The 22,887-nt window shown below is 64.9% G+C and carries 18 protein-coding genes; 6 read left to right on the plus strand and 12 right to left on the minus strand.

Annotated elements, in window-relative coordinates; genetic code table 11:
• The first annotated feature begins 150 nt into the window (after window positions 1–150).
• Together AC3WN8_RS17260 and AC3WN8_RS17265 are read left to right on the plus strand one after the other, a co-directional pair.
• Window positions 151–2,178 (plus strand): elongation factor G, encoded by a 2,028-nt coding sequence (locus AC3WN8_RS17260; protein ID WP_492670699.1) that lies wholly within the window; start codon window positions 151–153, stop codon window positions 2,176–2,178.
• A 255-nt stretch (window positions 2,179–2,433) separates the two neighbouring features.
• Window positions 2,434–3,762, plus strand: coding sequence for a dicarboxylate/amino acid:cation symporter (locus AC3WN8_RS17265; protein WP_492670700.1), 1,329 nt, complete (start codon window positions 2,434–2,436; stop codon window positions 3,760–3,762).
• Between the two features lie 156 nt (window positions 3,763–3,918).
• Here AC3WN8_RS17265 and AC3WN8_RS17270 read toward each other — a convergent pair whose 3' ends face one another.
• The 9 genes from AC3WN8_RS17270 to dapA all read right to left on the minus strand — a co-directional run bounded on the left by AC3WN8_RS17270 (window position 3,919) and on the right by dapA (window position 14,445).
• Complete coding sequence (locus AC3WN8_RS17270; protein ID WP_492670701.1) at window positions 3,919–4,545, minus strand: glutathione S-transferase family protein; 627 nt, start codon at window positions 4,543–4,545, stop codon at window positions 3,919–3,921.
• A 258-nt stretch (window positions 4,546–4,803) separates the two neighbouring features.
• Complete coding sequence (gene recA / locus AC3WN8_RS17275; protein WP_492670702.1) at window positions 4,804–5,871, minus strand: recombinase RecA; 1,068 nt, start codon at window positions 5,869–5,871, stop codon at window positions 4,804–4,806.
• A gap of 195 nt (window positions 5,872–6,066) precedes the next feature.
• Window positions 6,067–8,013, minus strand: coding sequence for a serine hydrolase domain-containing protein (locus tag AC3WN8_RS17280; protein WP_492670703.1), 1,947 nt, complete (start codon window positions 8,011–8,013; stop codon window positions 6,067–6,069).
• A gap of 168 nt (window positions 8,014–8,181) precedes the next feature.
• Window positions 8,182–9,612, minus strand: coding sequence for a serine hydrolase domain-containing protein (locus AC3WN8_RS17285; protein WP_492670704.1), 1,431 nt, complete (start codon window positions 9,610–9,612; stop codon window positions 8,182–8,184).
• A gap of 45 nt (window positions 9,613–9,657) precedes the next feature.
• Complete coding sequence (locus AC3WN8_RS17290; protein WP_492670705.1) at window positions 9,658–10,008, minus strand: response regulator; 351 nt, start codon at window positions 10,006–10,008, stop codon at window positions 9,658–9,660.
• 40 nt (window positions 10,009–10,048) lie between these two features.
• Entirely contained in the window at window positions 10,049–12,454 is a 2,406-nt protein-coding gene (locus AC3WN8_RS17295) for a hybrid sensor histidine kinase/response regulator (RefSeq protein ID WP_492670706.1), read from the minus strand.
• A 59-nt stretch (window positions 12,455–12,513) separates the two neighbouring features.
• Window positions 12,514–13,095: a DUF2062 domain-containing protein gene (locus AC3WN8_RS17300; RefSeq protein ID WP_492670707.1), complete on the minus strand. Its 582-nt coding sequence runs from the start codon at window positions 13,093–13,095 to the stop codon at window positions 12,514–12,516.
• A complete protein-coding gene (smpB, locus tag AC3WN8_RS17305; protein ID WP_492670708.1) occupies window positions 13,088–13,570 on the minus strand; it encodes an SsrA-binding protein SmpB in 483 nt (160 codons plus the stop codon). Before smpB ends, AC3WN8_RS17300 begins: the two co-directional genes overlap by 8 nt.
• Window positions 13,570–14,445: a 4-hydroxy-tetrahydrodipicolinate synthase gene (dapA, locus tag AC3WN8_RS17310; protein WP_492670709.1), complete on the minus strand. Its 876-nt coding sequence runs from the start codon at window positions 14,443–14,445 to the stop codon at window positions 13,570–13,572. The genes smpB and dapA overlap by 1 nt, the downstream gene beginning before the upstream one ends.
• 137 nt (window positions 14,446–14,582) lie before the next feature.
• Here dapA and AC3WN8_RS17315 point away from each other — a divergent pair, with 137 nt between their 5' ends.
• Window positions 14,583–16,559, plus strand: a complete 1,977-nt coding sequence (locus AC3WN8_RS17315) for a lytic transglycosylase domain-containing protein (RefSeq protein ID WP_492670710.1) — start codon at window positions 14,583–14,585, stop codon at window positions 16,557–16,559.
• Between the two features lie 86 nt (window positions 16,560–16,645).
• Window positions 16,646–17,125 (plus strand): transcription elongation factor GreB, encoded by a 480-nt coding sequence (greB, locus tag AC3WN8_RS17320; protein WP_492670723.1) that lies wholly within the window; start codon window positions 16,646–16,648, stop codon window positions 17,123–17,125.
• 62 nt (window positions 17,126–17,187) lie between these two features.
• Here the strand turns inward: greB and AC3WN8_RS17325 are convergent, their stop codons facing one another.
• Together AC3WN8_RS17325 and aspS are read right to left on the minus strand one after the other, a co-directional pair.
• On the minus strand, window positions 17,188–17,988 hold the full coding sequence (locus tag AC3WN8_RS17325; RefSeq protein WP_492670711.1) for a polyphosphate kinase 2 family protein: 801 nt from the start codon (window positions 17,986–17,988) through the stop codon (window positions 17,188–17,190).
• Between the two features lie 72 nt (window positions 17,989–18,060).
• The gene (gene aspS, locus AC3WN8_RS17330) at window positions 18,061–19,839 is read right to left on the minus strand and encodes an aspartate--tRNA ligase (protein ID WP_492670712.1); all 1,779 of its coding nucleotides are present in this window, start codon (window positions 19,837–19,839) and stop codon (window positions 18,061–18,063) included.
• Window positions 19,840–19,942: 103 nt separating this feature from the next.
• Between aspS and rnd the strand changes: the two genes are divergently transcribed.
• Together rnd and AC3WN8_RS17340 are read left to right on the plus strand one after the other, a co-directional pair.
• The gene (gene rnd / locus AC3WN8_RS17335) at window positions 19,943–21,124 is read left to right on the plus strand and encodes a ribonuclease D (RefSeq protein WP_492670713.1); all 1,182 of its coding nucleotides are present in this window, start codon (window positions 19,943–19,945) and stop codon (window positions 21,122–21,124) included.
• The gene (locus AC3WN8_RS17340) at window positions 21,121–21,393 is read left to right on the plus strand and encodes an I78 family peptidase inhibitor (protein WP_492670714.1); all 273 of its coding nucleotides are present in this window, start codon (window positions 21,121–21,123) and stop codon (window positions 21,391–21,393) included. The genes rnd and AC3WN8_RS17340 overlap by 4 nt, the downstream gene beginning before the upstream one ends.
• Here AC3WN8_RS17340 and AC3WN8_RS17345 read toward each other — a convergent pair whose 3' ends face one another.
• Entirely contained in the window at window positions 21,394–22,866 is a 1,473-nt protein-coding gene (locus AC3WN8_RS17345; RefSeq protein ID WP_492670715.1) for a Ppx/GppA phosphatase family protein, read from the minus strand. It abuts the gene before it with no gap.
• Window positions 22,867–22,887 lie beyond the last annotated feature (21 nt).

The following is a 22,887-nucleotide window of genomic DNA, read 5'->3' on the forward strand; positions in this document are numbered from 1 at the left end:
ACGGAAATCCGAAGCCTTTCCGGTCCTTTCCCGGCGATATCGGGCGCAACATGACGTGCAACGCCCCGCTTGCAATCCGCCGCGCACAGGCAGAGCATGATTCGGTGCGGGGTAGAGGAGACGATAATCCCTTGAGCTAGGAGAGGTCATATGGAGCATCAGGCAGGCGCTAGAGCTGTCGCGTTGGTCGGTCCGGCCGGCGCGGGAAAGACGAGCCTCGCGGAAGCATTGCTGTTCGCGGCAGGCGCGATCCCGCGGCAAGGCGCGGTCTCCGCCGGAACCAGCATCGGCGACGCGAGCGCGGAAGCACGTGCACGCGGCGGATCGACCGAATTGAACCTGATGCGCTTCGACTATCTGGGGGACAGTTTCACATTGCTCGACGCGCCCGGCGCCATCGGTTTTTCGGCGGATGGCGACGCGGCGTTGATGGCGGCCGATCTGGCTTTGGTGGTGATCGATCCCGACGAGGCGCGCGCAGGCCTGGCGGAACCGTCGCTGCGCAGGCTGGAAGCGCTCGGCATCCCGCATGCCATCTTCGTCAACAAGATCGACCAGGGCCGCGGCTCGATCCGCGGATTGCTCGAAGCGCTCCAGCCATTGAGCCAGGCCGCGCTCATCGCCAGGCAGATCCCGATCCGCGAAGGCGAAAAAGTGACCGGCTGCGTCGATCTCGCGCTCGAACGCGCCTATCAATATCGTCCCGGCAAGGAATCCGAGCGGATCGAGATCCCCGGCGCACTCAAGGAACGCGAAACCGCCGATCGCTTCCATATGCTCGAGCAATTGTCGGATCATGACGATGACCTGCTCGAACAATTGCTGTCGGACGAAGCGCCCGACATCGAAACCATCGTCTCCGATCTGGCGCGCGAAGCCCGGGACGGGCTGGTGGTCCCCGTGATGTTCGGATCGGCACTGAACGGATTTGGCGTGCGGCGGCTGCTCAAGATGCTGCGCCACGAGACCGCCGTTGCCGATGCCGCCGCCAAGCGGCTGGGACTCGCCGGCAACGGCGCCTTCGTCTTCAAGGTCTCGCATGGCAGCGCGGTAGGACGGCTTGCCTATGCGCGGATCTTCGGCGGCAAGCTTCCGGAGGGAAGCGAGCTTCAGGATGCGGCCGGCGAGCTCTTCAGGGTTGGCGGATTGTTTTCGGTTCAAGGCGCCACGACGACCAAACTCGGCGCCGCCGAAGCCGGTGGCATCGTCGCTCTCGCAAAACTGGACGAAGCCCGCGCCGGGCGCTGGCTCGGGATCGGCGGTCGCCCGCGGGGCGATGCCCCTGCCCTTTCCCGGCCCGCAGCCAATGCCGCCGTCGCGATCGTGACGAAGGACCGCAAGGACGATGTCCGCCTGTCCACCGCGCTCCAGAAATTGATCGAGGAAGATCCATCGCTCGCCTGGGAGCAGGATGATGCGCTGCACGAAACGCTGTTGCGCGGAGTCAATGACGAGCATCTCGGCACCACGCTTGCCAAGCTGAAGCGGCGCTACGGCGTCGCGGTCGAGACGCGCAAACCCGGCATCGCCTATCGCGAATCGATCCGCAAGCCGGCAACCCAGCGTGGACGCCACAAGAAGCAGTCGGGCGGGCATGGCCAGTTTGGCGATGTCGTCATCGAGGTCCGGCCGCTATCGGCCGGTGAAGGTTTTGCCTTTGCCGACCGCATCACCGGGGGTGCCATCCCCAAGCAATGGATTCCGGCGGTCGAGAATGGCGTGCAGGATGCGATGACGAAAGGGCCGCTGGGCTTTCCGGTGGTCGATGTCGCGGTGACGCTGACCGACGGATCATTCCATTCGGTCGACAGTTCCGAGCTCGCATTCCGGACGGCGGGGCGAATCGCGATGGCCGAGGCGTTGCCGCAATGCGCTCCCTATCTGCTCGAACCGGTCTGCCGCGTCACCGTGGCGACACCCGGCCATGCGACATCGCGCGTCAGTTCGGCGGTCTCGAGCCGTCGCGGCCAGGTGCTCGGCATCGATACGCGCGAAGGATGGTCGCGCTGGGACGTGGTCGAAGCCATGCTGCCCGAAGCCGAATTGAACGGCCTCGACGCGGAACTTCGGTCCCTGAGCCAGGGGTTGGCAAGCTTTGAAGCGCGATTCGATCATCTCGCCGAACTCGGCGGCAAGCATGCCGATGATGTCGTTCGGCAAGCGAAAGCGGCGGCCTGAGAGTCTGTTTGAGGACGCCGGTACCGCCATTGAAAAGCGCTCTTTCGCGCTTTCTCAAACAGGTTCTGAGCCATTCCTGCTTGACCGACGCGCCATGATGCCCTTCCTAGAGCGCTTCATCGGACCTTGATCGCTTCGGGCTGTTCTGCTCGATGCGATCAAGGTCCGGCCATTTGAGCAGCATATGATTCCGGCTTCGCGCCGAAGTGCCTGGCATTTCGGCCTCGGACGATCGGAATCGCGGGGGAGAATGAAGTGGCGAAGCGCCTGACGACCTATATCATGATCGCATTGGCGCTCGGCCTGGTGGTCGGTTGGGCGATCAATGCCGGTCTCAACGACGGCAGCGCCGCCGCCGATGCGCGATTGAAAGAGATTGCCGGCTATTTCTCGATCGTGACCACGCTGTTCCTGCGGCTGATCAAGATGATCATCGCGCCACTAGTCTTCTCGACGCTCGTCGTCGGCATCGCCCATATGGGCGACACGGCAGCGCTGGGCCGGGTCGGCCTACGCTCGCTGACATGGTTCATCGGCGCGAGCCTGGTGTCGCTGTCGCTGGGCCTCGTGCTCGTCAACCTGCTCCAGCCCGGCGTCGGGCTCAACCTGCCGCTACCGCCGGTGACCGAAACCGCTGGGCTGGCAAAGGCCGGCTTCAGCCTGAAGGACTTCATCACCCATCTGGTGCCCGCCTCGATGATCGAAGCGATGGCGACCAACGAGATCCTGCAGATCGTCGTCTTCTCGGTGTTTGTCGGCGTCGCGATCACCGCGGTCGGTGAAAAGGCCGCGCCGCTGGTGAAAGCGACCGAGGCGCTGGTCCATGTGATGCTCCAGATCACCGACTATGTCATGCGGTTCGCCCCGTTCGCCGTCTTCGCCGCGGTTGCCGGGACGCTCACCGAACGCGGTCCGGGCGTCATCGGCGACCTCGCCTATTTCATGGGCAGCTTCTATCTCGGCCTCATCATCCTGTGGGCGCTGCTGCTGGGCGTCGCGTTCCTGGTCGTCGGCAAGCGCACCGGCCTGCTCGTCCGTTATCTGCGTGAACCGATCCTGCTCGGTTTCTCCACCGCATCGTCCGAAGCCGCCTTCCCCCGCACGCTGGAGGCGCTCGACCGGTTCGGCGTGCCACCGCGCATTGCCAGCTTCGTGCTGCCCTTGGGCTATTCGTTCAATCTCGACGGCTCGATGATGTACATGACCTTCGCGGCGATCTTCATCGCCCAGGCCTATGGCATCGACCTGTCGCTCGGGCAGGAGATCACGCTGCTGCTGGTGCTGATGGTGACCAGCAAGGGCATTGCCGGCGTCCCTCGCGCCAGCCTGGTCGTCATCGCCGCGACGCTGCCCCTGTTCAAGATTCCCGAAGCCGGCCTGCTGCTGATCCTGGCTGTCGACCATTTCCTCGACATGGGGCGAACCGCGACCAACGTCATCGGCAACGCTGTTGCGAGCACCGTTATCGCGAAATGGGAAGGCGGCCTCGACCCGATGCAGCCGCCCGAGATCGAGCCGCCCCATGCGCCGAGCCACGTTCCCACCTCGGCCGACAAGGCGCCGGACAGGTTTCGCGACGTTTGAGGGGACGCACGCGGCGATTTTGGTCGCGGCTGCTTGCCCCTGGCCCGTCATTCCAGCGAAAGCTGGAATCCCTCTTTTCTGGTCACCGCAGCGAGGGAAGAAGTGAGATTCCAGCTTTCGCTGGAATGACGCGGAAGGTTGTTCAGGGTGTGGGCCTCAAGCGTAGGCGTAAGGTCCGCCCCGCTCCAATGCCGTGACATAGGCCGGATGGGCATGGATGGTGTCGAGCCAGGCGATCGTCGCCGGACGCCGCGCATCAAGGCCGGCACGATGGCGTGCCGCTTCCAGCGGAAAACTCATCATGATGTCGGCAGCCGTGAAGACGTCGCCCGCGAACCAGGGGCGCGACGCAAGTTCCGTTTCGACGAAGTCGAGGTGCTGGTCGACCATCGACTGGATGCGCGACCGCGCGGGACGGCCGAGCAGGCCCAGCTTGTTGATGACGAGCATCAGCAGCAACGGCGGCATCATCGAGCCTTCGGCGTAATGCATGAAATAACGATAGCGCAACGCCGCATCGCGGTGCGGCGGCGGCCCCAGCCTGCCATCGGCAATCTCGACGAGATATTCGAGGATCGCGGCGGTTTCCGCGATGACGCGGCCATCATGCTCGATCAACGGCGATTTGCCGAGCGGATGGATCGCCTTGAGTTCGGGCGGCGCAAGCATAGTCTTGGGGTTCCGCTCGTAGCGCTTCACCTCATAAGCCAGGCCGAGTTCTTCGAGCATCCAGAGGACACGCTGCGAGCGCGAATTTTCGAGATGATGGACGGTGATCGTCATCGGCTTCTCCCATCCGCCCGTCCATCCGCTCACACAGGCGCGACGGGTTGCGTTACGCCATAGTCTCGCATCTTTCGCCGAAATGGCGAAAGGGATTTCCCGAGGGCAGGCTTGTCCGCCAGCCCACGCCCGAGATTCTGTCCTTCCCGCGTTCGTGGGAAGGACATGGAGTGAATCAAGCGAGCTTGATCAGACCCAAAAACACGAAAGGCCCGCCGACGCGCGACGGGCCTTCCCTGTGCTTGAAGCGTAAGCCGATCAGATATCGTCATCCGCTTCGGGTCCGGTCATCATTTCCTCGGCAACCTTCTCGGTGCGCGTACGGATCGCGGCCTCGAGCTTGGCGGCCAGTTCGGTATTTTCCTTGAGGAAGGTCTTGGCATTCTCCCGACCCTGGCCGATCCGGACCGAGTCGTAGGAGAACCAGGCACCCGACTTCTCGACGAGCCCGGCCTTGACGCCGAGATCGAGGATCTCGCCGATCTTGGAGACGCCCTCGCCATACATGATGTCGAATTCGACCTGCTTGAACGGCGGCGCCACCTTGTTCTTGACCACTTTCACGCGCGTCGTGTTGCCCACGATATCGTCGCGATCCTTGATCTGGCCGGTGCGACGGATGTCGAGGCGGACCGAGGCGTAGAATTTCAGCGCATTGCCGCCCGTCGTCGTCTCGGGGTTGCCGTACATCACGCCGATCTTCATGCGGAGCTGGTTGATGAAGATGACGATGCAGCGCGAACGGCTGATCGAGCCGGTCAGCTTGCGCAGCGACTGCGACATCAAGCGCGCTTGCAGGCCGACATGGCTGTCGCCCATCTCGCCCTCGATTTCGGCGCGGGGCACGAGTGCCGCGACCGAATCGACCACGAGCACGTCGATCGCATTGGAGCGCACCAGCGTGTCGGTGATCTCCAGCGCCTGCTCACCCGTGTCGGGCTGAGAGACGATCAGCTCGTCGATATTGACGCCCAGTTTCTTCGCATAGACCGGATCGAGTGCGTGCTCGGCATCGACGAACGCCGCGGTGCCGCCCATTTTCTGCGCCTCGGCGATGACATGCAGCGCCAGCGTCGTCTTGCCCGAGCTTTCCGGGCCATAGATTTCGACGACGCGGCCGCGCGGCAGGCCGCCGATGCCGAGTGCGATGTCGAGCCCGAGCGATCCGGTGGAGATCGCCTCCACCTCCATCGCTTCGCGCGAACCGAGCTTCATCGCCGATCCCTTGCCGAACGCGCGGTCGATCTGGGCGAGCGCCGCCTCCAGTGCTTTCTGCCTGTCCATATTTCCCTTGTCGGATTCGATGAGCTTGAGTTGTGCCGCCATGGCCCGCCCTTTCCGTAGATGGATCGCGTGTTGGGTTCAACGCATGATGGCGATGTATATGATTTGTTCTCATAGAACAAGAGTGGAACATAATTTTGTTCCTCCAATGTTCCAAAGCAAAGGGGCGAGGCGTTTCCGCCCCGCCCCAATGGCCCAAAAGGCGCAGGCGTCCGGCACTGCCGGACGCCCCGTCCTTCAGAAATTCGCGCCCAGGCTGATCAGCTTGAATACGAAGGCGACGAAGAGCAGCATGAAGGCTGCAAGCGCCAGCAGCACGCTCCACGTCTTGGCAAACCAGCCGCGGCGCGCCTTGAAGATCCGCAGCGCATTCCAGACCGCCAGCCCGAACAGGCCGGGGATGACGAGGATGCCCAGGATCTGCAGGAACCAGATGCCGGCGGCCGGGGTCGTCCCCTCGAAAGCCACCGAGATCAGATAGATCCAGCCAAGCGGAACCGCGAGCGCAAGCCAGCAGAACAACCGCACCACGCGGTAGGCAGAAAGGTCGCGCCCGGTCAGGTTCAGCGCGGCGCCATAGCGCCGGCGGGCAATCGCCCCGATCGGCCAGGCCAGCGCCGTCAGGGCGATGACGATCAGGCTGGCGATGAGCAGCGGCAGCACCCAGGCGGTATCCTTGTACCAGGGCGCCCGGTCGAACACCATGATCGGCGCGATCGGACCATAGGAGACGCGGACGACCTTCCCGTTCTCCACCTTCGCGCCGAACAGTTCGCCGTCCTCGATCGATCGCCAGATGAACGGCGAAACCTCGACCCATTTTCGCGGCGCGCCACCCAGGGTGGTGAACGCGTCGACCGAAAGCTTGCCATCCTTGTCGGTCGTCACCTTGAGCTGGCTCATAAGTCCCAGCATGGCCGCGAAATTCTCGACCGGCGCACGGCTGCTCTCATAGGTGCCGGCAACCATCGCGGCATGTTCCTTCGCCGTCGGCAATTCGGGCGGCAGCGCCGAATCCTTGGCGGGGAAATAGCGATCGGCGAATTGCCGGAACAAGGCGGTCCGGATCGGGCTGATCGCACCGTCCTTGCCCACGCTGTTCGCGGAAATATAGATGCCCACCTTTTCCTGCGGGAACAGGAACAGATCGGAATGGAACCAGCCGGTGTCGCCGCCATGCGAGATCGCGCTCTGGCCGTTGACCTTCTGCTCGTAGAAGCCGAGCATCATCCGATCGAGCCCCGGGATCGGATCATTGGCCGGCGAGTGCATAAGCTTCGCGGTCTCGGGCTTCAGCAGCGGCCCGCCATCGGCGAGGTGCGCGATCATGAACTTGGCCATGTCGCCGCCGCTGATCGCCGAGCTGCCGGCAGGCGCCAGCGCGACGAGTTCATAGGGCTTGGCCTCGCCCGATCCGAGCTGATAGCCCTTGGCCATGAACGGCTGCAGATTGGCCGGAAGCGGCTGGCGGAAGCTGGCATGGGTCATGCCCAGCCGCTGGAAGATGTTGCGCTCTATATAATCGTCGAACGGCATGCCGGAGAGGCGCTGGACGATATATCCGGCCAGTGCCGTCGCATAATTTGAATAGGCCGGGGTCGAGCCCGGCGCATAGACGCGGTGCGGCGTCCAGCGCTTCAGCGCGGCCTCGAGCGTAGACACCGGCCCCTTGTCGGTGATCAGGTCGCGCCCGGCTTCCTCGAAACCCGGGGTATGCGTCATGATGTTCCGCATGGTGAGCGGCTTGCCCTGATAGGCGGGAATCTTGAAATCGAGATAGGTGTTCACATCGGCATCGAGGTCGATCTTGCCCTGTTCGACGAGCTGCATCACCGCCGTCCAGGTATAGAGTTTCGACACCGATCCGGGCCGGAACAAAGTGGTGGCGGGATCGACGGGCTTACGCGCGGCGACATCGGAAAAGCCGAAGCCGCGCTGCGTCAGCACTTGCCCGTCCTTGACGATCACGACGACGGCACCGGCAATGTCCCCGCGCGCAAGCGCATAGGGCATGAAGCCGTCCAGCCAGTTGTCCGCATCTTCCTTTGTCAGCGCGCGACGGCCATCGGCTGCAGGCGCGGCGACCGGCCCACCGCTCTCCGAAGCCGTTGCAGGCGCCGGAACCAAGGCCGGAGACGTCTGCTGCGCCTGCTGGGCGATGCCCATGCCGGCTGCCAGCGTCAACGCGGCCCCCAATAAAGGCTTGATCAATCTCATATCGCTTTGAACCCCCGCCCTATTTGTGATGCCGCCGGATCATTGTCGGCGGCTTGGGGGGCATGCTGCCTCTTTTCCAATCGAGATGCAATGATCCCGATTGGAAATTACGGAGCGATATGGCGAAGACCGATCCTATTCGCCGCGGCGAAATTCCAGGCCGTACATCTTGAGGATCGGCTTGCCGTCCGCTCCCGCCACGAAGCTGGCGGTCTGGCCATTCTCGCCACTGATCATCTCGGTCTGCGAGGTCGGGACGAATGTGAACGACGCGCCCATCGCCTCCAGGATCATGTTGCCGCCGTCGCGTCGGGCGGTAACGGTGACGCGGTCTCCGCCGGCCTCCCCGATCCATTGCCCCTCACGCGCGACCAGGGCATCGAGGGCGAGCGCAACGCTTTTATAGGCGATCGGCTGAAAATCGGACCAGCCATAGGCATTCGCCACGCTACGGACGATCTCCATCATCACCTGGCCGCCGGTATCGCCATTGGTCATCACCGCGACGCCGTCGCCGGTGCGTGGATGGATGACCCAGAAAGTCCGAAAACCCTCGTTCGCGCCGCCGTGCGAGAAAGCGAGTGCATCGCCCTCCCCCTTCACGCTCGGGCCAAGGCCGTAATCACCCTTGACCGGAGTCGCCATCGTGGCGGCGGTCGACGGGTTCAGCACGCCGCCGGCTTTGCCGCGCCAGGCGGCGGCAAGCGCCAGGCCGAAACGCGCGAGATCGGTTGGCGTCGTCCACAGCCCCGCCGCCGCCAGTTCGGGATAGCTGTGCCAGCCCCCGGCGATCGGTTTGCCGTCCGCGCCATGACCGTAGGAAAAGCTGCCCTTCGCCGGCAATGCGTAACCGCTCATCGTCATGCCCGCCGGCACGAGCACGCGTTCCCGCACCACATCGGCGAAAGGCCGGCCGGTCGTGTCCTCGACCATCTGCTGCATGATCTGGTAACCGCCGCCCGAATACTGCCAGCGCTCGCCGGGGCGCGCTTCGGAAACCACCGCCTTGGTGTTGGCCGGTGGAGCGCCGTTCAGCACCTGGATATTGTCGGCGACAGGCACGCCCTGCGCATAACCGGGGAAACCATGGATGGTGGTGCCCCCGGTATGCGACAATAATGCGCGGAGCGTCACCGGCTGGTCCTTGGTGAAATCGCTGGCCGGCAGCTTCCAGCGCTTGAGCAGGGTGTTCACATCCGCGTCGAGCGATAGCGTCCCCGTCTGTACCAGCGAAAGCGCCGCGATGGCGCCAACGGGCTTGCTGATCGATGCCGCCTGGAAGCGTGTCGTGGTCGTGACGGGGATTTTGCCATCCGACGCGATCACGCCGTAACCGCGTGACCAGACGATCTTGCCGTTGTCGACAACGGCAACGCTGACGCCCGGTACTTTCCAGCGCGCCATGCTCTGCTCGATCGTCCAGCTTTCCGCCTTGCCGTCGAAGATCACCGCCGGGCGCAGACCCGATTCGACCGCACGCTGCTGAGCGGAGGGTGCGGGCTGGGCCGCCGCCACGCCCGTGAACGTGGCGGCGCCGAACGCCGCCGAAAGCAACAGATTACGCATTACATCCTCCCCGATTCGAAAATCTTTGGAGGATTGCTCGGCGTCTCAGCCCAGCGCGTCAAGAGCGGCGCGAATACCGTCCATCGTATAGGGTTTGGCAAGCATCGGCGCCTCACGATGCGCCTCGGGCGCGGCGTCGGTGTGCCCGCCGCTCGCCAGCAGAAAGGGCTTGCCAGCCGTCTTCAAGGCATCGGCAACCGGCCAGGAGCGTTCGCCGCCGCGCAGATTGATATCGAGGATCACGATATCGAAGGCGCCGGCCTCGACCAGCGGCATCGCCGCGGAGATGCAATCCGCGGACCCCGCCACGCTGTGGCCGAGCGCGTCGACGAAATCCTCGAGCATCATCGCGATCAAGGGCTCGTCTTCAACGATAAGGATGCGCAGCCGCGACATTCGCGGCTTCATAGCAGCCAACTCATTCCGCGAAAGGCCCTTATTTCGCTTGCATGACGGAACGCGCGGCTTCGGCGAGTTGCAGGACCGAGAAAGGCTTGGGCAGGAAAGCGACCCGATCGAGATCGATCGATTTGCGGAGCTGTTCCTCGGCATAGCCCGACATGAACAGGATCGGCAGGTCGGGCCAGGTCTTGCGTGCGATCCGGACCATCGTCGGCCCGTCCATGGTGGGCATCACGACATCGGAGATCAGCAGGTCGATCGCGGCGCCGCCATTCAGCACTTCCAGTGCTTCCTCGCCATTCGATGCGGTCAGAACGGAATAGCCATGGCGCGTGAGCGCCCGTTCCGCGACCGCGCGAACCATATCCTCGTCCTCGACCAGCAGGATGGTGCCCGATCCCCAGAGTTCGCCTTGCTTCAGCTTGGCGGGCTTCACCGTCTCGGCCTGCGGATCGACATGATGGACGGGCAGATAGATGGTGAAGCGCGTTCCCTCGCCCGGCTTGGAGTCGGCGAAAATGAAGCCGCCCGATTGCTTGACGATGCCGTAGACGGTCGAGAGCCCTAGGCCCGTGCCCTTGCCCACTTCCTTCGTCGTGAAGAATGGTTCGAAGATTTTCGGCAGGATCTCCGGCGGGATGCCCGCGCCGGTGTCGGAAATGCTGAATGCGGTATAGTCGACGATCGGTAGCAATTCGCTGCCCATCTGACGCACTTCGGCGGCCGGCACGGCGAAGGTCCGGATGGTGACGGTCCCGCCGCCGCGCGCCTGCATCGCGTCGCGCGCATTGACCGCCAGATTGACGATCACCTGTTCGAGTTGGCCGGGGTCGGCGCGCACCGCGCCGAGATCGCGGCCATGGCTGACCTCGAGCACCATGGTCTCGCCGAGCAGCCGCTTGAGCAGGTTCGAAACCTCCGAAATCACGTCGGGAAGCTGCAGGATCTGCGGGCGCAGCGTCTGTTGGCGCGAAAAGGCGAGAAGTTGGCGGGTCAGGCTCGCGGCGCGGTTGGAGTTGCTGCGGATCTGCTGGATGTCGTCATAATCGCTGTCGCCCGGCGCATGCCGCATCAGCATCAGATCGCAATGGCCGATGATCGCGGTCAGGATATTGTTGAAATCATGCGCCACGCCGCCGGCGAGCTGGCCGACCGCCTGCATCTTGGTCGCCTGTTCCGCCTGGCGCTTGAGCTTCGATTCCTCGGTGGTGTCCTTGAGGCTCAGCAGCACCGCGGCTTCGCCCAGGCCCCGCGCGCCGGCAATGGTCAGCGCGATCGGTTCCTCCGGATTGTTGCGCAGCCGCACCGCGATGTCGCCAGACAGCGCCTGCTGGCCGGTACCGAAGCGGCGGACGGTATCGGCGACGGCGGCCTTGTCCTCGCGGACGACCAGGTCGCCCGGATAGACCGGCATGGTGCCGGCCTCGATCGCGGCGGCGCGGGCGAATGCTTCGTTGACGAACAGGAACCGTCCGTCGCGATCGGTGAGTGCAAGCCCCAATGGCAGCATCGAAAGCAGGGTCTGAAGATGACGCCCGGTTCCGCTCTTCCCGGCAAAACGTTCCGGCTGCGCGGCGTCGTCATCGATCAGGAAGATCAGCGTCGGGCTTTCGATCACCCCCGCTTCGAGCGGCATCTGCATCAGCCGAAGCGGGTTTCCCCTCGGCCCTTCTTCCGCGAAGCGGAGCACGCCCTCTCGATCGGACGTCAGCATGGTGACGAAGTCGCGTCCTTCGATCGCCGCGTCGGGCCGGCCCGCCGCACGCGCGACAAAGGCGCGGTTGGCCGAACGCACCCGCCCCTCTCCGCCGACCAGCGCGACCATGATCCCCGCCTCGCCCAGCCGATCGCCGCCATCGCCCTCGATCAGGCGGCGCGCCTCGGTGCGAAGGTCCAGGGTCCGATGCCGCGTGAAGCGCCACAGCAGATGATCCTCGGCGCGGCCGGTGCGGATGATGCGCACGACGTGTCGCGCGCCATGCGCCTCGACCAGGTCGACCGTGCCGACTCCGTCACGCCAGGCCTCCCGCCCGGCGGCCGTGAGTTGCGCGACGCCGCCCGAGCCGATCGGCAGGCTGGGCGGAGTGGCAAATCCCTGAAACCACTCGCTGTACAGGTCATTGGCGCACACCAGCCGCCCGGCCCGGTCGGTGATCGCGATCGCCGCGCCGTCATTGTCGGCGGCCTCGCGCGTCAGCGACCAGTCGATGCCGCCGACCTGGCTATGAACGGGCGGGTAGAGCCGGCGAAACACGATCATCAGCGTTCCGGCAATCACGATCGCGGCAGCGAAGGCCGCCGCCAGCGCGCTGCTCTGCGCGGCGTAGAGGATCAGCAACGCGGAGACGAACGCACCGCCGCCGACCGCGGCCCATAACAGGCGATCCGGCGCATCGGGTAGCGGATCTGGTCGATTGGCGAGGAGCGGTGGCGATGACATGAGCGTCGCCCGTCTTCGCTGCCGTTCCCTCGGGCGTCAAGCGCCCCGGACGTCGAATATCAGGGCGTGTGCGTCGACAGCTCGATATGACCGTGGCCGCGCCGCCGCCATTTTGCGCCGATCCACCAGCGCCAGAACAGCGCCGCGATCACATAGCCGAGCGCAGCGGCCACCACCGAGATGATGAACAGGCCGGCAAGCAGCGCGGGTGCCGCATCGGAAAAGAACCATGCTGCCCAGTCGCCCAGGCTGGCCCCTTCGGAAAACAGGGTCGACAGCGTCGAGACGTCGGCGTGCAGCCCGAAGGCGCGGTTGCCGACGAAGATCGACGCGGCAAGCAGAAAGGGCGTCGTCGCCGGATTGCTGAGGAAGGTCATCGCCGCGCCGATCGGGATGTTCGCGCGACACGGCAGCGCAAGCATCGCCACGCCGATGATCTGGATTCCCGGGATCAGCAGGAAAATGCCGACGAACAGCCCGAGTGAGACGCCGCGGGGCACCGACCGCCGCGTGAAACGCCACAATTCGCTGTGCGCGATGCGATGCGCGAAGGGCCGAAGCCAGCGACTCTCGATCAGCTCCTCGCGACGCGGGCTGTTGCGGCGCACCCATGCGCCGAATTTCCCCGGTTCCCTAGCCACGGTCGCGGAGGATCCTGGCCTGGTCGCGCTTCCAGTCGCGCGTCCGTTCGGTTTCGCGCTTGTCATGCATCTTCTTGCCCTTGGCGAGCGCGAGCTCGACCTTGGCGCGCCCCCGACCGTTGAAATAGATCGAAAGTGGGATGAGCGTCATGCCCTCGCGCTGGACGCCGACGCGCAGCTTGTTGATCTGCCGTTCGTGCAGCAGCAGCTTGCGAGGGCGCTTCGGCTCGTGGTTGAATCGGTTGCCGTGGCTGAACTCGGGCACATTGGCGTTGACCAGCCAGACCTGATCGTCGCGAACCTCGGCATAGCTTTCCGCGATCGACCCTTCGCCGAAGCGCAGCGACTTCACTTCCGTGCCCGTAAGCGCGATGCCGGCCTCGAAGAATTCCTCGAGAAAATATTCGTAACGTGCGCGCCGGTTCTCGGCGACGGTCTTGACCTTGTCGAACTCCGTGGGACGCGGGCGAGCCATCAGGTGAGCCCTGCAATCTCCATGGCCGCATCCACAACCGCGCGGCTCGCGGCGGAGGGCGGCGTCATGGGCAGGCGTACATCGGGAGAGAAATCGTTGCGCATCCGGTTCAACGCATATTTGACCGGCCCAGGTGAAGCGTCGCTGAACAAGGCGGCGTGCAGCGGATAAAGCCTGTCCTGAAGCTGGAGCGCGATGTCCCAGTCGCCGGCGGCGCAAGCGGCCTGGAATTCGGCGCAAAGCCGCGGCGCGGCATTCGCCGTGACCGAGATGCAGCCCGATCCGCCCATCGCCATGAAGCCGAGCGCCATGTCGTCATTGCCCGAGAGCTGGCAAAAATCGGCACCGCAGGCGAGGCGCTGCGCCGTCACGCGCGCGACATTGCCGCAAGCATCCTTTACGCCGACGATCGTCGGCAATTCGGCCAGCCGCCCCATCGTCGCGGTCTCGATATCGGTGATCGTGCGGCTGGGCACATTATAGAGGATGATCGGCAGATCGCAGCGCTCGGCCAGATACGCGAAATGAGCGTAGACACCTTCCTGATTGGGCTTGTTGTAATAAGGCGCGACGACAAGTGCCGCAGCGGCCCCCGCAGCCTTCGCCACCTTCATATGCTCGAGCGCCACCACGGTATCGTTCGATCCGCAGCCGGCGATCACGGGCACACGCCCGGCTGCCTGCTCGATCGTGACTTCGATGACGCGATTATGCTCAGCGATCGTCATTGTCGCGGATTCGCCGGTGGTTCCGCAGGGGACCAGCCCCTTGCTTCCTTCGGCGATTTGCCAGTCGATGAAGGCACGAAAGGCGTGCTCGTCGAACACCCCGTCGCGAAACGGCGTCGCCAGAGCCGGAATCGACCCGGAAAACATGCCTTTGCTCCTTCAATTCATCGCAGGACCGCGTCTATAGACCGCGCATGCTACATAGGTTTCGTTGTTCAGCGCCTGATAAGGACCGCACCCCTAAAATGTCCAGCATGGTTCTACGATTGATTGCAGCAGGCCTGATGTTTTCGGCCTCCACCGTCGCCATGGCGGACACGCTGAGTCCCGACCAGCGGAGCTGGTATCGGGCGCAGCTTCAGGGCGGCGTCGCCGGCGCAGCTCGGCCGGCGCGCACCGACCCCGTGGCAGAAGCCCTGCTGAGCTGGAATCGGCTCCGCCAGTCCGACAGCTATCCATTCTCAGATTATGCGAGCTTTCTCGTCGCGAATCCGGGATGGCCGGGCGAGGCAGCGATGCGCAAGACCGCCGAGCGCGCGATCAATCCGAACAATTATTCGCCGCCGCAGGTCGCGGCCTATTTCGAACGGATGCCGGCACTCACCACCACCGGAGAGGCACGACACGCCATCGCGCTGCTCGCGATGGGGCGCAGCGAGCAGGCCCGCGCCGTGGCGCGCCGCGCTTGGACGGGCGGAACATTGTCGCCGGAGGACGAAGCGCGAATCATCGGCGCGTTCGCCGGCGCACTGACGCAGGCCGATCATGATCTTCGCATGGAACGCCTGCTCTGGGCTGGGGCCAGCAATGCCGCCGTCCGCCAGCTTCCCTTCGTCTCGAGCGACAAACGCCCGCTGTTCGAGGCGCGAATCGCCATGCAGGCCAAGTCGGCCGATGCGGGCACCAAGGCCGCGGCGCTCGACGATCGCCTCCGCAACGAGCCGGGCTATATCGCCGATCGCGCCGGCTGGCTGCGGACGACGGGGAATAGCCCCGCCGCGCGCGCCTATCTGGCGGGGCCGCGCACGCTGACCACGCCGCCGCTCGACGCCGAAAAATGGTTCGAGACGCTGCTGACCAACGCGCGTGCCGCGGCGAACGACACGCAATGGTCGCTCGCCTATAATATCGCGAGCAAGGTCGACGACGCCTATGTGACGGGCACCGATATCCGGGACCGACCGATCGGCGAGCGCGACGATTATACCAGCCTGGTCTGGCTGGCCGGCACGACGGCGATGCAGAAGCTCGGGCGCGCCTCCGACGCGATCGGCATGTTCGAGCGTTACGCGCTTGCCGCGCGTTCGCCGCAGACCCAGTCCAAGGGCTTTTACTGGGCCGCGCGCGCCGCGCAGGCCGCCGGCCAGGCCGAACGCGCCAGCAGCTTTTTCCAGCGCGCGGCCGAGTTCAACGACCAGTTCTACGGCCAGCTTGCGCTCGAACGGCTCGGCCTGCCGATTCCGCCGCCATCACCGGGGCCGACGATCACCCCCTCGGCCGGTGAGCGCACCGCATTCTTCGACCGCACCGTCGTGCGCGCCGCGCGCGTGCTCGGCGAAGTCGGCGACTGGCGCGACCAGACGCAATTCCTGCGCAGCATCTCCAACGACGCAAAAAGCGATCTCGATCATCATTTCGCGGCCGAGCTGGCGCGCGAGATCCAGCGCCCGGATCTGGGCGTGATGATTGCGCGCAGCGCCCGGCTCAACGGCCATAACGACTATGTCCGCAGCGGCTTTCCGGTGGTGACCATGCCGAGCGGGCACGAATCGAACTTCACCATGGTCCATGCGATCACCCGGCAGGAAAGCCAGTTCGACCGTGAAGCCGTCAGCCATGCCGGCGCGCGCGGGCTGATGCAGCTCATGCCCGGTACCGCGCGCGAGACCGCGGGCAAGATCGGGGAAAGCTACAATCTGACCGGGCTGACCAGCGATCCGCTCTACAATATCCGCCTCGGATCGACCTATTTCCAGTCGATGCTCAGCTATTTCGGCGGCAGCTATCCGCTGGCGGTCGCCGCCTACAATGCCGGGCCGGGCAATGTGAACAAATGGCTGCGCGCCAATGGCGATCCCCGCATGCCCGGCGTCGACATGATCGACTGGATCGAGCAGATCCCGATCTTCGAAACGCGCAACTATGTGCAGCGCGTGCTCGAAAATGCCGTGGTGTACGACGCGATCAATCCGGAGCGCGCACGCAGCCGGGGCGCTCGGACGCCCCTGTCCTGGTATCTGGGCAAGCGAAGCGCGGGGTAGCCCGGCACTCCGCACAAGCCCCGGCCCTTCGACTTCGCTCGGGAGATCCTTTCGCCGGGGTGACGCGGATGTTAGATGCCACGGCGATGATGGACCGTCCCAATTATATCACGCCCAGCGGCTATTCCCGGCTGCATGCCGAATATCAGGCGCTGCTGTCCGACGAGCGCCCCAAGCTGGTCGAGGTGATCTCCTGGGCGGCGGGCAATGGCGATCGTTCGGAAAATGGCGACTATATCTATGGCCGCAAGCGCCTGCGTGAGATCGACCGACGGCTGGGCTGGCTTTCCAAGCGCATGAAAGCCGCGAAAGTGATCGATCCCGCGCAGCAGGAAGATCGCGGGCGCGTCTTCTTCGGCGCCACCGTAACGATCGCCGACGAACAGGATCGCACGCGCACGCTCACCCTGGTCGGCGACGACGAAGCGGATGCGGGCAACGGCCTTGTCGGCTGGAATGCCCCGCTGGCGCGGGCTTTGCGCGGCGCCACAGTCGGCGATCTGCGGCGCGTCGAGCTACCGGTCGGCACGATCGAATATGAAGTGATGAAGATCGACTATCCGTAGACGCTGCCTTTGATTCCCTTGGTCATCCTGGCGAAAGCAGGGATCTTGTTACCTGATCTTGCTCAATCCTCATCATCCGCTTTCTCCGGCTTATAGCCGAACGCTTTCTCCGCCAGCTTCACGACAGCGGGGTCGAGCGGCGGTGGCTCCATCTTCACGCCGGCTTCCAGCCGGTCGGCGACATGCATCATAGTCGCGATCCGCGCCGCTTTCTTGTTATTGGCGTCGATCACCTTCCACGGCGCCCAGCGCGTGTCGGTGACCGCGAACATGTCGTGCATCGCCTTGAGATAGTCCGACCGGCGCGCACGGTTGCGGAAATCCTCCTCGCCGGTCTTCCACCGCTTCCAGGGATGATCGAGCCGCTTGGCAAGGCGCTTGTCCTGTTCGGCCTGGGTCACGTGAAGGAACAGCTTCACGATCGTCGTGCCGGCATCCTTCTGCTGCGCCTCGAATTCGTTGATCTCGTCATAGCCGCGGCGCCACTCTGATTCGCTGGCATAGCCCTCGACGCGTTCGACAAGCACCCGGCCATACCAGGAGCGGTCGAAGACTGCCATTTCGCGCGCACGCGGCAGCCGCCGCCAGAACCGCCAAAGGAAATGGCGCTCCTTCTCATCGGGAGTCGGCGCCGAGATCGGCCAGACCTCGAAATATCGGGGATCGAGCTCGGCGGTCATCCGGCTGATCGCCCCGCCCTTGCCCGCCGCATCCCAGCCCTCGAGCACGATGATCGCGCGGGCGCCGTGGCAGATATAAGCGGCCTGCGCACGCGCGAGGCGTTCCTGCCCGGCCTTCAGCGCCTCGTCATAGTCGCCTTCGAACTTCTCGCCTCGTTCAAAGTCGCTGAGGTCGATCGACATGTCAGGCTCCTTGCTCCGCAGGATGCCTGACATGCCCTCCCCGGGGCCCTCCCGCAAGCGGGAGGGGAGAGGTCAGCTCTTTGTCGGCTCGACGATGCGGATGTTGAGCTCGCGCAGTTGCTTGGCGGTCACCGCGCTCGGCGCGCCCATCATCAGGTCTTCGGCCTTCTGGTTCATCGGGAAGACGATGACCTCGCGGATGTTCGGCTCGTCGGCCAGCAACATGACGATGCGGTCGATGCCCGGTGCCGAGCCGCCATGGGGCGGCGCGCCGAACTTGAACGCGTTGATCATGCCCGCAAAGTTGGTGTCGACCTCTTCCTGGCTGTAGCCGGCGATCTCGAACGCCTTGTACATGATCTCAGGCCGATGGTTCCGGATCGCGCCCGAGCTCAGCTCGATGCCGTTGCAGACGATGTCATACTGATAGGCGAGGATATCGAGCGGATCCTTGGTCTCCAGCGCTTCCAACTCGCCCTGCGGCATCGAGAAGGGGTTGTGGCTGAAATCGACCTTCTTGTTGTCCTCGTCCCATTCGAACATCGGGAAATCGACGATCCAGCAGAATGCGAAGGCGTTGGCGTCGATCAGGCCGAGCTGTTCGCCGGCGCGCGTACGCGCAAGACCTGCCAGCTTCGCGGCATCGGCTTCCTTGCCGGCGGCGAAGAACACGCCGTCGTCGGGGCCGAGACCAAGCGCCTCGATCAGCTTCGCGGTCGCTTCTGGACCGTGATTCTTGGCGATCGGGCCACCGGCTTCACCGCCCTTGATGTTGATATAGCCGAGGCCCGAATAACCTTCGGTACGCGACCAGTCGTTCATCTCGTCGAAGAATTTGCGGCTGCGCTCGCCCGCCTTTGGCGCCGGGATCGCGCGGATCGTGCCGCCGCCGGCGACGATGCCGGCGAAGATGCCGAAGCCCGAGTCGCGGAAATGCTCGGTGACGTCGACGATCTCGATCGGGTTGCGCAGATCGGGCTTGTCGTTGCCGTATTTCAGCATCGATTCGCGGTAGGGAATGCGCGGGAACGGCGCCGGGGTGACGCTGCGGCCATTGGCGAATTCCTCGAACACGCCGTGGAGCACGGGCTCGATCGCCGCGAACACGTCGTCCTGGGTGACGAAGCTCATCTCGAAATCGAGCTGGTAGAATTCACCCGGGCTGCGGTCGGCGCGTGCGTCCTCGTCGCGGAAGCAGGGCGCGATCTGGAAATAGCGATCGAAGCCGGCGACCATCAGCAGCTGCTTGAACATCTGCGGCGCCTGCGGCAGCGCGTAGAATTTGCCGGGATGGACGCGGCTGGGCACCAGATAGTCGCGCGCGCCCTCGGGGCTGGATGCCGTCAGGATCGGCGTCTGGAACTCGGTGAAGCCCTGGCCGATCATGCGCTGGCGGATCGAGGCGATCACCTTGCTGCGCAGCACGATATTGGCGTGGATGCGCTCGCGGCGAAGATCGAGGAAGCGATAGCGCAGGCGGATATCCTCGGGATATTCGGCGTCGCCGAACACCGGCAACGGCAGTTCCTGCGCCTGCGACTGGATCGACACGTCGCGGGCGCGGATCTCGATCTCGCCGGTCGGCAGATTCGGGTTCACTGTCTCGGGCGACCGGGCGACCACGTCGCCGGTGACCGTGATCACGGATTCGGCGCGGGCCCGGTCGATGACCTTGAACGCTTCCGAATCCACGTCGGTGACGATCTGGGTGATGCCGTAATGGTCGCGAAGATCGACGAACAGCAGCCCGCCATGATCGCGCTTGCGATGGATCCAGCCCGAGAGGCGAACGCTCTCTCCAACCTGGGCGGCGCGCAATTCCGCGCATTTATGGGTGCGATAGGCGTGCATGATGCTCGTTTTTCCGGTTGTTCGTCGGCAATGCCGGTGAAAGGGCGCTAACACAGGGGCGAAGCGGCTTTGTCAACCCGCGAGACGGGTATAAGGGGACTCGATGCACGTTCATCCGCTCATCACCGACTCGAAGACCCTCGCAGATCTCTGTTCCCGCCTCGCGCGATCGCCCTTCGTGGCGGTCGATACCGAGTTCATGCGCGAGAACAGCTATTGGCCGGACCTTTGCCTGATTCAGATCGCCGACGAAAGCGAGGCGGCCGCGATCGATCCCAAGGCGGAGGGCATGGATATGGGCCCGCTGCTCGAACTGCTGGTCGACAATGAGGACGTCCTCAAGGTCTTCCATGCCGGCGGCCAGGATATCGAGATCGTCCACAATCTGACGGGCAAGACCCCGCATCCCCTGTTCGACACCCAGATCGCGGCGATGGCGCTGGGCCAAGGCGATCAGGTCGGCTATTCCAATCTCGTCGACAGCTGGCTCGGCATCACGCTCGACAAGGGTGCGCGCTTCACCGACTGGAGCCGCCGTCCGCTCGACCAGCGCCAGATCGACTATGCGATCGGTGACGTCACCCATCTTGTGAAGATCTTTCCCCGGATGCTCGCCAAGCTGCGCAAGACCGGGCGCGGCGACTGGCTGGATCAGGAAATGGAGCGGATCGCCGATCCCGCCAATTACGTCACCATCCCCGAACAGGCATGGCTGCGGATCAAGGTGCCCAGCCGCAAGCCCGAAGTGCTCGGCCGGCTGAAGGCGCTGGCGGCATGGCGCGAGCGCGAGGCGCAGAACAAGAATCTGCCGCGCGGCCGCATCGCCAAGGACGAGACGCTGGCGGATATTGCCGCCCATCCGCCGCGGGTGCAATCCGACCTCGCCAAGGTCCGCGGGCTTTCGGGAAGCTGGGCTGGCAACGATATCGGTGCGCGGATGGTGGCGGCACTTGCAGCATCCGGCCCCCTCCCCGCCGCCGAGATGCCGGTGCGCGAGGACCGGACGCCCGGCCTGGGCAAGGACGGGACGCTGGTCGCCGACCTGCTCAAGCTGCTGCTCAAGATCCGGGCGCGCGAATCGAGCGTCGCGCCGCGACTGCTGGCGCGCACCGAGGAGCTCGAGATGCTGGCGGCCGGACGGCGCGACGGCCTCGCCATCCTCGAAGGATGGCGCTTCGAACAATTCGGCCGCGATGCGCTGGCGCTCGTCGAGGGCCGGCTTGCCTTTGCCGTGCGCGGTGGCAAGCTGGCGATGACGATGGCCGATGCGGAGGGTGCGGCATGAAGGCGTTCGCAATTCTGGGAAGCGTCCTGCTCGCGGGCTGCGCGACAATGCCCGCAAAGGCCGGTGGAGAGTGCCGCAATGACGGCCTCGCGGCCTTTGCCGGACGCACGGTGAGCGCCGAGCTCGGCGCCGAGCTGCTCAAGGTTTCGGGCGCCCGCAGCTTGCGCTGGGGACCGCCCGACAGCGCGATGACGATGGATTTCCGTGCCGACCGGCTGACCGTCAGCTACGACCGGGACAATAAGGTGACCTCCGCCAGCTGCGGCTGATCAGATCGCCACCATCTGGTGACTGAGCGACATGGCGGCCGCGAGCTGCTTGTGGCGTCGCTCGACGGCCTCGCCATAAAGTTCGGTTTCGCCCTGGGCGATCGCCAGGCGCAGCTTGCCGTCGCCGGCCGAAAGCCGGCTATGCCGCAACGGCGCCGCGACGCCGCCGCTGAAACGCTGGCCGAGACGCATCGCGAGCCCCCAAAGCACCGCCGTCCGCAGCGCCTCGGGACTTGCCAGCGGCGCAAGCAGGGGCAGCGGCGTGCTGCCGGCACCGAAACTGGTCGCCAATGCCTGCCCCATCATCGCCCGGCCCGCCGCGTCGACCGCCGCCCAATTGCCGTGGAGCGCAATCTCCAGCCCGCGCTCGGCGCGGAATTCGGGATTGGCGTGCCAGCCGACATCGGCGAGCAGGCACGCGGCCCGGCGGAGCCGGGCGATCGCGGGCGGCTCGGCGCCGAACAAGGGCGAGATCCAGCGATCGAGCAGATCGCCATGCTCGGGAAAGCGGCTCAACCGCGCGCCTTCGCTGCGAGTCGCGGCGATGAGCGGATCGATCCGGCGCGTTTCGGCATCGAGCATGTCGAACATCAGCCCCTCGCGCAGGCCGGACGCCGACACGATGAGCTCGCCGGGCTCGATATGCGCGACGACCGCCGACAGCAGCGAGGCCGCGTCGCCCAGCGTGGGGATGCGCGAGCCCGATAGCGTCGGCAGATCCTGAAGCTTCTTGCGATCGACCTTGGCAAGCGAGCGGACGAGATGGGTCGCCCGGTCGATGGGCATGCGATAATGATGGATGATCGGCAGCGGATAGCCGGTGAGATACATGTCGAGCCGGGCGAGCGCACGCCACGAGCCGCCGACCAGATAGAAAGGCAGCCCCGCCGCTTCGTCGAGCCAGCCCTGTTTTTTGAGCATCTTGGCGAGCGTCGCGCGCAGCGTGCCTTTGCCCTTGGCCCGGATCGCCCCCAATCGGAGCACACCGAGCGGAAGCGAGATCGATCCGTGGGTTTGCCCGTCGCGGACACGGATCAATTCCAGGCTGCCGCCGCCGAGATCGCCGACGACGCCGTCGGCATCGGGGATTGCGGACAGCACACCCAGCCCCGCCGCCTGCGCTTCCTGTTCGCCCGACAGAAGCTCGGCGGTCAGGCCGAGTTCGGCGATGCGCGCGAGGATATCCGCCGAATTGCCGGCCTCGCGAATCGCGGCGGTGGCAACGGTCCGCAGGCTCGACACGCCCATTTCATCGGCCAGCCGACGGAAGCGCCGCAACGCCCGGAGCATGACGTCGATCGAGGCCGCGTCGATCAGGCCGTCGCGCGAAAGGTTCCGGCCCAGTCCGGCCATCACCTTTTCGTTGAAATAGATGTCGGGCAACCGCTCCGGACCGTCGAAGACCACCAGACGGATCGAGTTCGAGCCGATATCGATGATGGCGCGGCGCGAGTTGCTCGTTTGACCGCTCACGTCAGTTCGACCCCATATTCA

It is taken from the genome of Sphingobium sp. FW305-3-2-15-F-TSA7 (assembly GCF_058787155.1).